General features: G+C 56.4%; 8 protein-coding genes. All 8 read left to right on the plus strand.

Features of this window, described 5'->3' with window-relative positions; all coding sequences use genetic code 11:
- Nucleotides 1-59 precede the first annotated feature (59 nt).
- The 8 genes from JS530_RS03010 to JS530_RS03045 all read left to right on the plus strand — a co-directional run bounded on the left by JS530_RS03010 (nt 60) and on the right by JS530_RS03045 (nt 15,254).
- The gene (locus tag JS530_RS03010) at nt 60-4,112 is read left to right on the plus strand and encodes a DNA-directed RNA polymerase subunit beta' (RefSeq protein WP_214375741.1); all 4,053 of its coding nucleotides are present in this window, start codon (nt 60-62) and stop codon (nt 4,110-4,112) included.
- A 585-nt stretch (nt 4,113-4,697) separates the two neighbouring features.
- Nucleotides 4,698-5,036, plus strand: a complete 339-nt coding sequence (locus JS530_RS03015; protein ID WP_214375742.1) for a hypothetical protein — start codon at nt 4,698-4,700, stop codon at nt 5,034-5,036.
- Nucleotides 5,023-5,697, plus strand: coding sequence for a hypothetical protein (locus JS530_RS03020; RefSeq protein ID WP_214375743.1), 675 nt, complete (start codon nt 5,023-5,025; stop codon nt 5,695-5,697). Before JS530_RS03015 ends, JS530_RS03020 begins: the two co-directional genes overlap by 14 nt.
- Before the next feature lie 101 nt (nt 5,698-5,798).
- A complete protein-coding gene (locus JS530_RS03025) occupies nt 5,799-7,058 on the plus strand; it encodes a hypothetical protein (protein ID WP_214375744.1) in 1,260 nt (419 codons plus the stop codon).
- A gap of 26 nt (nt 7,059-7,084) precedes the next feature.
- Entirely contained in the window at nt 7,085-7,282 is a 198-nt protein-coding gene (locus JS530_RS03030) for a hypothetical protein (RefSeq protein WP_214375745.1), read from the plus strand.
- 258 nt (nt 7,283-7,540) lie between these two features.
- Nucleotides 7,541-9,271, plus strand: a complete 1,731-nt coding sequence (locus JS530_RS03035) for a serine/threonine protein kinase (protein WP_214375746.1) — start codon at nt 7,541-7,543, stop codon at nt 9,269-9,271.
- On the plus strand, nt 9,268-9,894 hold the full coding sequence (locus JS530_RS03040; RefSeq protein WP_214375747.1) for a hypothetical protein: 627 nt from the start codon (nt 9,268-9,270) through the stop codon (nt 9,892-9,894). Before JS530_RS03035 ends, JS530_RS03040 begins: the two co-directional genes overlap by 4 nt.
- Entirely contained in the window at nt 9,894-15,254 is a 5,361-nt protein-coding gene (locus JS530_RS03045) for an autotransporter outer membrane beta-barrel domain-containing protein (protein WP_214375748.1), read from the plus strand. The genes JS530_RS03040 and JS530_RS03045 overlap by 1 nt, the downstream gene beginning before the upstream one ends.
- Nucleotides 15,255-15,402 lie beyond the last annotated feature (148 nt).

The following is a 15,402-nucleotide window of genomic DNA, read 5'->3' on the forward strand; positions in this document are numbered from 1 at the left end:
ACAGCTCCCCTGACAAAGGGGAGCCTGGGGAGGCCTCAAGAACAGAAACGGATTAACAAGTGCTGGACGTCAACGCATTTGACAAGCTTCGCATCGGCCTGGCCACCGCGGACGATATTCGCGGTTGGAGCCATGGTGAGGTCAAGAAGCCTGAAACCATCAACTACCGTACTCTGAAGCCGGAGAAGGATGGTCTGTTCGGTGAGCAGATCTTCGGCCCGACCCGCGATTGGGAGTGCGCCTGCGGTAAGTACAAGCGCGTGCGCTTCAAGGGCATCGTCTGCGAGCGATGCGGCGTCGAAGTGACCCGCTCCCGTGTGCGCCGTGAACGCATGGGCCACATCGAGCTGGCCGCACCGGTCACCCACATCTGGTTCTTCAAGGGCGTGCCCTCCCGTCTGGGCTACCTGCTGAACGTCACCCCGAAGGACCTGGAGCGCGTGATCTACTTCGCCTCCTACATGGTCACCGAAGTGGACGATGAGCAGCGCCACAACGATCTGCCCGGTCTGCAGGACGAGTTCGATTCCGAAATCGCCCGCCTTGAGCAGCGCCGTGACTCCGACATCGAAGCCCGCGCCAAGAAGGTGGAAGAGGATCTCGCCGCCCTCGAAGAGGCTGGCGAAGCCAAGGGACCGGCCCGCGCCAAGCTGCGCAACGGCGCCGAGCGCGACATGGCCGCCATCCGCACCCGTTACAACGACCAGATCGCCCGCGTGGACGCTGTCTTCGACAAGTTCAAGAAGCTCAAGCCCGGCGACATGGTCGACGATGTGGATCTGTGGCGTGAAATGCAGGATCGCTACGGCGACTACTTCGACGGCTGCATGGGTGCTGAAGCCATCAAGAAGCGTCTGCAGTCCCTCGACCTCGAAGCCATTTCCAAGGAACTGCGCGAAGAGATCAAGGACGCATCCGAGCAGCGTAAGACCAAGGCGCTGAAGCGTCTGAAGGTCGTCAACGCCTTCCTGACCACCGGCAACAAGCCGGAGGCCATGGTGCTCGACGTGATCCCGGTCATCCCGCCGGATCTGCGCCCGATGGTGCAGCTCGACGGTGGCCGTTTCGCCACCTCCGATTTGAACGACCTCTACCGTCGTGTGATCAACCGTAACAACCGTTTGAAGCGACTGATCGAGCTCGGCGCTCCGGAGATCATGCTCAACAACGAGAAGCGCATGCTCCAGGAGGCCGTCGACTCCCTGTTCGACAACGGCCGTCGTGGTCGCCCGGTCACCGGTGCTTCCAACCGTCCGCTCAAGTCCCTGTCCGACATGCTCAAGGGTAAGCAGGGTCGTTTCCGTCAGAACCTGCTCGGTAAGCGAGTCGATTACTCTGGCCGTTCCGTGATCGTGGTCGGCCCGTCCCTGCGCATGCACCAGTGCGGTCTGCCGAAGCCGATGGCCCTCGAGCTGTTCAAGCCGTTCGTCATCAAGCGCCTTGTGGACCTCAACTACGCTCAGAACATGAAGTCCGCCAAGCGTCTCGTGGACCGCGGCGACTCCGAGGTGTGGGGCGTGCTCGAAGAGGTCATCTCCGAGCATCCGGTGCTTCTCAACCGTGCACCTACGCTGCACCGTCTGGGTATCCAGGCATTCGAGCCGATCCTGGTGGAAGGCAAGGCCATCCACCTGCCGCCGCTGGCCTGCGCCGCCTTCAACGCCGACTTCGATGGTGACCAGATGGCAGTCCACCTGCCGCTGTCCGCCGAAGCCCAGGCTGAGGCCCGCTCCCTGATGATGGCTTCCGACAACATTCTGAAGCCGGCAGACGGCCACACCGTGACCATGCCTTCTCAGGATATGATTCTCGGTCTGTACTACCTGTCCACCGTCATCGAGGGCGCCAAGGGCCAGGGCCGCGTGTTCTCCTCCCTCGAGGAAGCCGAAATGGCTCTCGACCGCCACGAGATCGACATGCAGGCCAAGGTGCTCATGCGTCTGCCTGCAAGCTTCGTGCTGCCGAAGAACTGGGAGCCGGGCGAGGTCAAGGTGCTGGATCCGCGCGACGGCGAAACCGACGTTGCCAAGGAAGAGCGCTTCCACGATGGCACCGTGCTGTTCGCCACCTCCTACGGTCGTATCCTGTTCAACCAGACTCTGCCGACCGACTACCCGTTCGTCAACGAGCAGGTGGCCAAGGGTCGTCTGTCCAAGATCGTCGATGACATCGCTATGCGCTACTCCACCCAGCAGGTGGCTGTGACGCTGGATGCCCTGAAGGATCTCGGCTTCACCCGCGCACCGTGGTCCGGTGTGTCCTTCGCCTTCTCCGACGTGAACGAGCCGCCGGAGCGCGACCAGAAGATCGCCGAGTACGAGGCCAAGGCCGATAAGGTCAACGCCAACTACGAGATGGGTCTGTTGACCGAGGAAGCCCGCCGTCAGGAACTCATCGACCTGTGGACCGAATGCACCGCTGAAGTGTCCAAGGAAGTCGAGGACAAGTTCGACCCGACCTCCAACCTGGCCATCATCGTGCAGTCTGGTGCACGAGGCAACATGATGCAGATCAACCAGATTGCAGGTATGCGAGGCCTCGTGGCAAACCCGAAGGGTGAGATTATTCCTCGTCCTGTGAAGTCCAACTACCGTGACGGCCTGTCCGTGCTGGAGTACTTCATCTCCCAGCACGGTGCACGTAAGGGTCTGGCCGATACCGCACTGCGTACCGCAGAATCCGGTTACCTGACCCGTCGTCTGGTGGACGTCTCCCAGGATGTGATTGTGCGCGAGGAAGACTGCGGCACCAAGGCCGGTCTGCCGATTCGCGTGGCCGATCGCGACGCCGACGGCAACCTGACCCTGGTCAAGGCCGCCGACGGTGGCCCGTACTCCCGTCTGCTCGCCGCCGATGTCATCGACCCGGCTGACGGCAAGACCGTGCTGTACAAGCGTGACGACGCTCTGTCCATGGACGTGCTCAACGATCTCGTTGCCCACGGCGTGGAGGAAGTCAAGTGCCGTTCCGTGCTGACCTGCGAATCCAAGCGCGGCGTGTGCGCCAAGTGCTACGGCTGGTCTCTGGCCACCAACACCCTGGTCGATGTTGGCGAGACCGTCGGTATCGTCGCCGCCCAGTCCATCGGTGAGCCTGGTACCCAGCTGACGCTGCGTTCCTTCCACTCCGGTGGTGTGGCCGCCGCATCCGATATCACCCAGGGTCTTCCTCGTGTTACCGAGCTTTTCGAAGCCCGTACCCCGAAGGGTGAGGCTCCGATCACCGAGTTCGCCGGCACCATCAAGATCGTGGAGAACGACCGCGGACGCCAGATCATCCTGACCCCGGACGCTGATTCCGGCGCTCCGAAGGAAGACGGCATCATCAAGCCGATCACCTACCAGGTGTCCAAGCGCGTGCCGCTCAAGGTTGCCGATGGCGACCACATCAAGGTCGGCACCCAGTTGGTCGAAGGTTCTGTGGATCCGAAGAAGATCCTCACCATCCTCGGCAAGCGTGCCGCTCAGGTGAACATCGTGGAGGAAGTGCACACCGTGTACCGCTCCCAGGGCGTGGATATCCACGACAAGCACATCGAGGTCATCGTGCACCAGATGACCCGCCGCGTCACCATCATCGACTCCGGCGACACCGATCTGCTGCCTGGTGAGCTGGTGGACAACGCACGCTTCCGCGAGATCAACCGCAACGTGGTCAAGAACGGCGGCAAGCCTGCCGTCGGTCGTCCGGCGCTCATGGGTATCACCAAGGCATCCTTGGCCACCGATTCCTGGCTGTCCGCCGCATCCTTCCAGGAGACCACTCGCGTGCTCACCGAAGCCGCACTCTCCGAGAAGGTCGATGACCTCAAGGGTCTTAAGGAGAACGTCATCATCGGTAAGCTCATCCCGGCTGGTACCGGCCTCGCCCGTTACCGCAACGCTGTGGTGGAGCCCGACAAGGCCATCCGCGACACCATCTATCCGAACTTCGGCTTGGGTGGCGACAGCGATCTTGGCGATGCGAACTTCTCCGACTCCGACCTGTCTGACCTGAACTTCTCGAACCTTGAGTTCGGTGACCTGAAGCTCGGCGACGACTTCAACCCGGATGATTTCTACACTGATCAGACCGATCCGTCCGATCCGCTCGGCGGCTCCGATCAGCAGTAAGAGCAATAGCAGCTGAGAGTAAGTGCTATAAATAAGGACTTACTCTCAACGAGCATTGTTTGAAGGTCTGGCGTGAACCTGTGCATCACACGGGTTCACGCCAGACCTTTTTGTAGTTGAAATACGGGGCTGACTACATCTGATCGCATGCAGTATTGATGCGAAACACGGCTATGTGCCTCATGTGCTGCATCTCTCACATACTTCAGTAGGTTGTATGCTCCATGCGCATGCAATTATCGGCCTGTAGCGGGCCATTATGAGAAAAACGTTCTTGGAATCATGTTGGACCGGAGCCCCAAAATAGCCCAAAATCCAAGAATGGCTTATTTTCAATGTTTTGTAGTCTTCACCATGCGGGCCACCATAGTGGAACAGCCTTAATAAACCATGTTGTCCCGCTCGCCAACGGGCCAACGCGCTAAGAAGCCCCGAAAACGCACGTTGGCCCGCTAAGCATCGGGCCACTATGAAATTAGCGATTATATTGCAGCGTTGGCCCGGTATTGCAATTCTGTAACGCATCAGCCAACAAATAGCACTACATTGTTAACTAGCAAGAGCAACTTACGAAGGGAAGGCTCTATGCAAACAGCAACATCAATGGGTGTAGACGACAGCGAACTGCAGTCGCTAGGTTCATCATTGCACGATGCGTCAAACCAAGTGGATGCCATCACAGATGCGTTGAAGCTGTCTTCTGCATCTGTTGGGCAGCAGAAACTTGCTGCAAAAGTCAGTACTTTCATCGAAGGAAGTGCTGGTGAAACGTTGGTATTTCTTGCAATGATGGCACGTCTTGAAAACTTTCTGGACCAAGTTGTGGTTTCGACTTCAGAGGTCGACGGCAAATTGTCTGTAGAGATTTCAGGTGACTGTGTTGCGCCGAAAAACGAAAGCAGGAAGACCCATGGGCGATTTTAGACTACGTACGACAGGATTGGATTGGTCGGCAGTGGAACAGGATGCAGATCCTGTACCAGGCGATTGCCAGTCTTTGTATGAGGCGTATCTCAAATGCGTTACGAGAAGTCAAACCTGCAATCAAGTAGCTTCATTTCTGTCTCAAGTCTGCGGTTCACATACGCATTTCAAGGGCGAAAGTGCTGAAGCATTTGATGTCGAACTCAAACACACGGTTAATTTTGCTTATACTTTGGCAGATATCTATAACAGTGGTGCAAGCGTATTCAGCACGTGGGCATATGCGCTGGAAGATTATCAGCGCATAGCTGATAATGCATGTAATAAGGCTATGGAAATCAAAAAGTCCATTGACAAATACGCTAAAGATGTAGATAGCGCGTATTCCTCATTGCACCGTGAGCAAGCGAAGTTCCGCACAGCACAAAGGCAATTGCAGACCTTGCAGGCTCAAGGCAAGACATCTTCTGATGAAGAATACAGTCGTCAAGTACGGATTCGTGACGATGCCTCTGACCAGGTAGATAGATACACGCATACGGTAAAAAGTTGCAAAGATCTTATTGCTTCGGCACGTGAAGATTTAGATTCGGAAATAAAGAAGGTAAAGCACTGCAAAGAGGACTATGACCAAAATGGTTCAGAACTAGCTGGGAACTAAGAGACTGCGAAGATGAGTTCCAAGAATTGGGGCGCAAATACGGGAATCTGTCTCGCTGGCAGACTGAACTAATGGCAATTCAGGCTGGTGGATATTCAGGCTTGGCATATTACGGCCGTAATCACGCTCGTCATTCAACCCGTTATTGGAATTTCCAAAAACATGGAGAGTCTTGGATTAAGAAGGTTGATTCTGTGGGATATGCAACTGGTGACGAGTACGTCCCCACGTTATGGCCTGATGATCCGCCAAAGATCACTGGTTCTGCTTTAGGCTCATCAGTTGGAGATATCGTTCGCGTTGGTATTAAAGGTTCCGTCGGCGGCTCTGTCGTTGGTGGAATATTTGACTATGGAGCTACATATAACAGTCGTGTAGATAAATACGGTGAGCATGATGCCCGGCAAGACGCGGAATGGCACGCTGGCATTACTACAGCTTCCGGAGTTGTCGGTGGAGTTGCAGGCGTAGCCGCTGGCACAGTCACAGGGGCCATTGTTGGGTCATCTGTTCCTATTGTTGGAACTGCAGTTGGGGCTGTTGTTGGTTGTGTAGTAAGTACCGTTCTTGGAAATGTGGCCACGAATATGTACGACTCGCATGAACACCGTGAGGGCAAGCGTATGTTGAAAATCCATCGATACTATTTCATGGGTGCATCAGGGCAAAAGCTGGTGGCTTGGGATAATAAGGACAAGCGGTTCGTCGCTATAGACAGCTATCCGAAAAGGTTACGTAGAAGACTGCGTCGGGAACTAAAAGACAAAGCGGATAATCCAATCGCCAATCAGAAACCGGTTGCAGGACGGCATGGCAGGTCTCGCACCTTGCTCGAAGACCGATATGATAAAGGCGTCGCTCGCATGTATTTGTTGATCTTGCTGTTTATTATTGCTATGGCTTGCATCCCGCTCGGTCTGAGATACTTGCCGTTGAACGCTATTTTTCCTGGAACTTTGCCTTTACCCGGTATAGTGATTGCTTTTGGCCTCGGATTATTACTTGGATGGCTTATGAATGTTGGATATGCGGCATTCTTGTTTTCCGATGATAATGAGACGGCCACTATGAGTCAGGTGACTGCAGCTTATCTTAATTCGGTTTCTGTAATGCGGCGCACTCTTGGTTCATGGTGGATGCGTGCTTTGCTGCTGTGGTATATGTGGGGGATGCTTATCTGGCTTGTCTTTAACGGATGGGTTACGCGCCAGCAATGGTGGCGGAATGAGTGGGTGCAAAATGTGTTTTTTACTCCTCTTATTGCTTTGCTCGCATGGGGAGCGATTGCCATGATTCAGTTATGGTTCCTTCCTCATATAAAACGTGAAAAGAAGCAAGGAAATTCAGTAATTAGGCAATGAAAATGTGAGTTAAGCGGAGATGCAGGATGGTTGAATTTATTGGAATTGTCATAGTGACAGCAATAGTTTCGATGTTTATCTTTTTTGAAATGTGCATAATGAATGGTCATCAATACAGGCGCATTGTTGATCGATATGTGCTTCCGCAGATTCAATCTCCGCAGGAAGTACCCCTTGATGAAGCCAAAGCAGAGAACGACGGCACTCCTGCAAACCCACGTTGACTGCAAACCCATGTTGACTGTGAACCCACGCTGACCGCTAACTGCGCGACTGCACAATGCACACCAGCGCCCGGCAAGCACCCAAAAATTACAAAAAAGTAATCAAAGTAGTACAAATCACAGTGGGTTTGCTGAATTTGGGACAGTGCTCAGAGTACGGTTAGGAAGCATGGGGCTGTAGGCATCTTCATGGTGGTTTTCGTGTCTGATGCTCATACAGACGAGCAATACGAGAGAGACAGTGTTGGAGGACCACCTATGGTGGAGTTGAACACAGTGGTCGGTAAGCGGTACAAGATTCTGACCCAGATCGGCAAGGGTGGCATGTCCACCGTCTATCTGGCGATGGATTCCTCGCTGAACAAGCAGTGGGCCATCAAGGAGATTAAGAACGTCTCCGATCCGGTGCAACGCGACCTGGTGATTAAGAGCCTGACCGTCGAAGCCAACATGATTAAGCGCTTCGACCATCCCGCCATCCCACGTATCGTGGATTTGATCGAGGAAAAGGGCAGCCTGTTCGTGGTCATGGACTACGTGGAAGGCCGCACGCTGTCGAGCATTCTGAAGAAGGAAGGCCCGCAGGACGAAGACGATGTGGTCGACTGGGGCATCCAGCTGTGCGATGTGCTCGACTATCTGCACCGCCGCAAGCATCCGGTGATTTTCCGCGATATGAAGCCCTCCAATGTGATGCTCACTCCTGAGGGTGCCATTAAACTTATCGATTTCGGTATTGCGCTGGAGATTGGCAAGAATGATGGTGCGGATAGCAAGCCGCTGATCGGTGATGATCGCCAGCTTGGCACGCCTGGCTTCGGCGCTCCCGAACAGTTCGATGAGAACGCTCACGTGGATGCCCGTACTGATATCTACGCGCTGGGCGCCACCTTGTTCTATCTGCTCACCGGCTCGCACCCGCGCAAGAACGGCATCGTGCCGATCCGCCAGATCAAGCCGGAACTCTCCCAAGGCTTGGAAGCGGTTATCGAGAAGGCGACCCGCAAGAATCCGGACGAACGCTACCAGTCCTGCGCTGACTTCGCCTACGCGCTCAAGCATTACCGCGAGGAAGATGAGGCCACTCGCAAGGCTTTGGTCGGCAAGTGGCGCGGTTTCCTCGGTACTGCCATCGCATCGGTGGTCTGCTTGGCGCTCGCCGGCGGCTGCCTGCTGCTGTCCAACCATGCGCGCAACACGGATTACGACTACTGGATGTCGCAGGGTGCGCAGAACTCTGATGCATCTGCTGCTGAGGCCGCATACGTGCGCGCGGCTCAGATTAAGCCGACCGCAATCCAGCCGTATGAGGAGCTGATCAAGCGCTACACGCTCGACAGTGACTTCAGCGATGATGAAGAGCAGCTGTACAACGAGCTACTGAGCCAGCATGCCACTGATCTTCGTAAGAACCAGAATGATTGGGCACAGCTGAGCTACGACACCGGCCGCATGTATTGGTACTACTATTCCGGCACCAAGATGGCGAGCAAGGATACGGCGAACAATACCGATCCGCAACGCTACGCCCGTATTCGCGCCGCCTCCCAGTGGATGCACAATGCTGCGGCAGACAGCAGCTTCAAGGATGCGAAGCTCGCCAAGATCTACGCCGACATTGCCGACTTCAATACGCAGATCGTGCCGTTGATCAATCAGGGTTCCGATTCCGGCAAATACAAGCCGTACTTCACCAAGCTCAATGATCTGGTAAGCGCGGCGAACAAGGAAGACAACGAAGTGATTCGTCTGGAAGCCGCCAACTTGACGTTGGACGCGTTGCGCGTCTACCCGCGTAAGTTCCGTGCGGATGGCATCAAGCAGCAGTCGATGCTTGATTTGGCCAACGCCGCTTCCACACTCGCTGATAAAACCCAGTCCACCACCGAGGCACTGGACGCCAGCAAGAAATCCGCAAAGCAGGCCGAGCAGCCCACTAAGGATGCCATTGCCAACGCTTTCGTTGATATTAAAGGGGATGCCAAGTGAACGCTGATACCTACAGGACTCTGGCAGTCATTTTCCTGGCCTTGGCGGTGATTCTCGCAGCTGTGGCCGTAGTGCTGTTCCGCAAGTTCAATATTCCGGCAGTCCGCGATGCGCTGACTGGTAAGACCGCTGAGCGTGAGATTGCGCAACTGCGTGGTGTGCGCGCAGGTTCGTGGGCTCGCGCCGATGAGCTGGGCGAAGGCCGTAAGCGTCGCAAGGCCCGCAAGGGCGCTGACACCACCACTGGTACGCATGAAACCAGTGATATGGAGTTCCGCCCGGTAACCGGTACTGGTTCCGGTACCGGTTCGGGCACGGGCAGTGGCTCGGCGTCCACCAATGCTGGCGTGACTCGTGCGGCTGACAAGCCGTCTGCAGTGCCGAACGGCAGCACCGGTACGAAGCCTAAGCATGGCAACCATGCTGCTGCAGCCAAGAAGACTCAGGCTAAGGAACAGTCCGAATCCGACTCCGTGGTTGAGATTCCGGTGTCCATGGCTTCCGCCGCTGAGCTGGCTGACGAAGGTGAAACTTCGCTGATGCAATTCCGTAAGACTACTGATAAGCCGTCCGATGACGATGAATCCCGCACCATTCTGGTTCGTGGAGGGAAGAAACACTGATGAAATCCAATACTCGTACGTGGCTGAAGCCGCTGTTCGGCTCAGTGGTGGCCGTGGCTGCACTGACGTTTGGTGCAGTCTCCATCGCCCCGCTCGCCGTGGCGGATAATCTGCCGAAGAATGATTCCGACACCGCGCAGACTCAGGATGCCGATCATCCAACGTCGTTGCGTACCTTCCCGCCGGTGAAGGAGACTGCCAAGTCCACCGATCAGAACACGACTGACGGCAAGACCGACTCGGCTGAGACCAAGGTGGCCGGTGACACTGCGAACGCCGAAGCTCAGAGTGATGCCGCAGCCGCTGCTCCGGCAGCTGTTGCCGCGACTGCTCCGACGATGAAGATTGAGGCGTATGCGGCCAAGAACGGTGTGGTACCTAACGATGCCAAACCGCTGGGCTCGGCCACCAACGCATCCTCCATCCGTCTGGGTATTACTGTCACCAATTACACCGACTTCCCGGCTGGCGCGTTCGACAAGACCACCGGCAAGTATGTGGGTGACGCCAAGGACCAGTCCGCCATTGCTCTGGATATCCAGCCGCTGGGAGGTCGTTTCAATGTGCGCTATGGCGATTTCCGCCAGGTGCTTGACAAGGACGGCAAGCCGGTTGAGGGCTCCTATGAGGTGAAGCCCCAGGATGGTCCGGCTTTCGCGTTGAATGGTGCCAGCGGCACGAACTTCACCGTTGCCGTGGATACGCCAACCTACGATGCATCCAAGGGCGAGACCCCGGTGGCGCTCGATAAGTTCGTGGCACAGGATGGTTCCAGCACCATCACCAAGCCGACGCTTACTCATGACACCACCGCTCCTGCCGCGCCGACCGCTGCTGCTTTCGGCGCTGGCTGGACTGCCGGCACGGTGAACGGCAAGAAGGTACAGCTGTCCGACGGCAACGCCGCATTGAATGTCACGTTCGCTGCCAATGTGGAGACAGGTGCCAAGGTGCAGCTGGTCTCCGCGGATGGCAAAACCGTGGGAGACCTGACTGCTAGCGGCAAGACCGCTACATGGACGCCGAATGCTGACACGGTGGCAAATGTTGCTGATCTGAATGTTGTGGTGACTGATGCCGCCGGCAATAAGACTCCCACGAAGCTGTCCACACTGCTGGGCACTGCCAATGCCGTGGATACGCTTGTGGTTGATACCGCCAAGAACTACAAGGTTGCGGTAACCGGTGAGCCGAATGCCGGGGTTGACGTGAACGGTGTCAAGTACTACACCAAGGTTTCCGGTCTGAGCATCACCGGTGGCAATCAAACTACATTGCCATACCGTTTGGCACTCACCGATCCGCTGGTGAAGGTCACCGCTCCAGCTGGTGCCACTGCGCCGACTGGTACGGCAACAGTTGAGAACAACGGCACTGTGGCGTATAAGTTTGATTCCACCTTGAGTGGCGACGGCCAGTACACCGCCGCATTGCAGTTGCAGAACAATGCGTCCGCTACGTTTGCTCTCGATTCCACCGCTCCGGCGGTGACCAAGGTGGCATACGCCGGCAATGGAGATGAGCTTACCTCTGGCTCCAGCACTATTCTGCTGGGCTCCAACAACGCCAACGCTTCGGCAACTCTGACCTTTACAGTCGACGAGCAAGGTTCCGGCTTCGATGTCAACGACGTAAAGCTCGACACCACCGGTGCCTTCACCGGCACTGATGGCAAGGCCGCTGATCCGAAGCCGCAGATCACCGCGAATGGCAATACGGTTACCGCCACGTTCACTCAGGCTGGTACGTATGACTTCTCCAAGATGAAGATCCAGGTCAACGACAAGGTTGGCAACCAGGGTGCGAACACTGCCGTTACCGGTGTAACGGACGGAGGCACGCTGCCGAAGGAACTGGTTATTGCCGATATGGCCAAGCTTGCCAAGGCCAGCTCCACGTTTACCGTGACTCCAGCGCAGGGCAAGGATGCAGTGAACGTCAACGGCGCTAAATGGTATGGTGCAGCACCGACGGTCGAAGTAACCATTAAGAACAACTATTTGGCTGAGAAGATCGCCGCGGTGCTTGCCGCTGATAAGAATACTAAGGTGTTCAGCCAGAACTTCAATGGCACGGATAATGCCGCCACGGTGACGTATCAGGATCTCACCGTGAAGGCTACTGGTGACTCTGCAACGGTGACCTTCCCCGCTGCCTTCCAGCCGAAGGATGATGGCTGGTACCAGTACACTGCGAACAACGATGCCTCGTACTTCACTGCATTGTTCGGCAAGTTTGCCCCTGCCGTCAACGCATTCGGTGTGGATACGGGCAAGCCGGAAGTGGAATCCGTCACGCTGAACGGCACTGCCATCTCTGCCAATACCGAATACAACGGCAAGAAGATCTTCGCCGCGGTGGGTCCGCAGACCCTTACCGTGACGGTCAAGGATTACCGTACGGGGGCAAATCCGCAGAGCACCGATCACACCTCTGGTGTGCAGAAAGTGAGCGCGAAGGTCAAGAAGGCCAAGGATTTGGTGTCTGCTGCCGAAGACGTCAACGTCACTATCGCGCAGCAATCCAACCAGAACGGCACCTATGTAGGTACCGTAACGCTGCCGGAGGATGGTTACTACGATCTGAGTGACGTGGAAATCCAAGCCACCGATAACGTGGGCAATGATAGCGGCACTGTCACGGCCAACTCCAAGACCGGTGACGTGGATGCTGTCGTGGCCATCGCCAAGGGTGCCAAGCCGAGTGTTTCCGCCATTCAGCTTGATGACATCTCCGGCAAGAAGGAAGGCAATCACGCCGGCTACTACCGTGGCGATGTGAAAGCCACCTACACGGTAACCGACAAGTGGTTCCCGCTTACCCAGAATGCTACGGCCAAGTATCCTGATGGAACCAGCATCAAGGATGCTGATTTGCTTGCCAGCAGCAAGGTGGATGGCACGCAGAACGGGTTCATGCAGCTCGAGCCGTCCGACACTGATTGGAAGAACTCCAACGGCTACAACTGGACCATCTCCAAGAACGTGCGCAAGCGCGGCGAAACGGCTGTGCAGGAAGGCACGTATGAAGTAAAGCTCCAATACAAGGGCTTCTACGACAATCCTAGTGATGCGGCCAAGCCGGAAGCCGGCAAGTTGATTAACGGTCGTGATGATTTCATCATCGATTGGACCAAGCCGACGCTCGGCCAGATAGCGCTCAACCCGGATCAGAAGGTCTGGAAGCAGCTGCTGTTCGCTGAGTCTGAAACTGTGACGCTGAACGGCATCGGCGATAACCTTGCAGGCATTGATGATGCATCCAAGGCATTCGCCACAACTACTCAGGGCGATGATGACAAGGCCGGTAGCAACGATGTCGACAACGATCACGCTGTGAGCTTCGACACCCACAACAGTGGCGTAAAGCTCACCAACGCCGACCTGTCCAACCCATCAGCCGGCTCGATGAGCTTCACGATGAACGCTGACAGCTTCCGTCTGAACGCCGATGGCACTTCGCTTGCCGTGTGCGATATGGCCGGCAACTGCGCCTCCACAGGAGACTTCTCCAACCTGTCCGCTTTCAAGGACAAGATCGAGAAGATCGTCATCGACAACGTGGCTCCGACCCTCGCCGTGACCTACGACAATAACGATGTGCGCAACGGCAAGTACTACAAGGCCCACCGCACCGGTACCGTGACCATCGTCGAATCCAACCTCGATTTGATTCAGGAGCGCGACGGCGACCGCGTAGTCGTGACCACGGATGTGGATGGCACCAAGCAGACCGTCAAGCTGAAGGACTTCAAGGCACTGGCCAAGGACGATGGCAAGACCTACACCGCGCAGTTCAAGGCGGATAAGGATGGCGACTGGACCGTGGACGCCAGCTTTGCCGACGTACTGCACCCGGCAGTGACCTATCACACCGAGTTCACGGTGGACACCATCGCGCCGAAGCTCACGCTCACCTTCGACAACAACAACGCGAAGAACGGCATGTACTATGCCGCCGATCGTCACGCCACGGTCAAGGAAGTGGAGCGTAACTTCTCCGAAAGCGAATCGGTGATTACCGTAACCGCCAAGGATGATAACGGCGCAGACATCACCGCGCCGAGCCCGGCCGGCTGGAGCCGCACCGGTGGCGAACGCGAATCCACCGAGTGGACCAACACCGTGGCATTCACCACCGAAGCGCACTTCACCATCAAGGCCAATGCCACCGATTTGGCCGGTAACGTGGCCGAGGAAGTGAGCGAACCGGAGTTCGTGATCGATAAGACCAAGCCGCAAGTCAAGATCGAACGCGTGGAGAACAAGACCGCATACGCGGGCACTGTGGCTCCGCTCATCGACTATGACGATACGAATATCGACATGAGCCACGTGAACTACACGATTACCGGCAGCCACCGTGGTGAGTTGAAGGACAAGGAGATTCCGCTCAACACCACCACCAACACGGACAACACCCGTACGGTGGACTTCAAGGACTTCGAACGCAAGGTGCAGCTTGATGATGTGTACACCATCAAGGCCACCGCCACCGACATGGCCGGCAACGCGTTCGAAACCCAGAAGACCTTCTCCGTGAACCGCTTCGGCTCCACCTACCTGTTCGATGCAGGCACCACGAGCCTGAGGGGTACGTACCTGAAGAAGGCCGAAAACGTGGTGATTACCGAGATCAACGTCTCCGGCCTGAAGCCGGATGCGCGCCAGATCGTGGTGGCCAAGGATGATAAGGCCAACACGCTGAACGCGGGCAAGGACTTCACCACGAAGACCAACGACGACAAGGGTTGGAGCAGCACCACCTACACGGTGCCAGCATCCAACTTCAACGCCGACGGCTTCTACCGCGTGCAGGTGCAGTCCGTGGACGAGGCAGGCAACCTGTCTCAGAACACGATGAACAACAAGGATGCCAGCCGCAAGAACAATGCCGAAGTGAACTTCGCCATCGACACCACCGCGCCGACCGCATCCCTGCTGGGCCTGCGCTCCGGTTCCGTATACTACAGCCAGAGCGGTCACTCGGTTTCGGTGGATGCCAAGGACAACATGGGCATCAAGTCCACCGAAGTCTATGTGGATGGCCAGCCGAAGGGCAGCTGGAAGGGCGACGCACTGTTGAAGTCCACGCCGAGCCTCAACCTGGACGCCGACGCTACCAGCCATGAGATTGTGATTCATACAATCGATCAGGCTGGCAACGAAGCAACCTCCACCTACGACAACATCTATGTGGCATCCAACTGGTGGCAATACGCCACCCATACCGCGTGGATTCGCAACATGATGATCTTCGCCCTGCTGCTGGTGCTGGCAGCCATCGCAGGAATCATCGTGTGGGTTGCACAGCGCAAGAAGCAGTTCGCCTACCGCAAGAACCCATTCGAACGCGAGTAGCGAGCGGCAGGCAACGCGCGGCGCACAGCCGATACATAACTGAATAATCACACACCGCAACGGGCTGGTCTGATAACTGTCAGACCAGCCCGTTGTGCATTTCCTGAGACATTGAACAGCTGCTGAACATGGCGTGAACAGCGATAGA

It is taken from the genome of Bifidobacterium colobi, assembly GCF_018555455.1.
Lineage (GTDB): Bacteria > Actinomycetota > Actinomycetes > Actinomycetales > Bifidobacteriaceae > Bifidobacterium > Bifidobacterium colobi.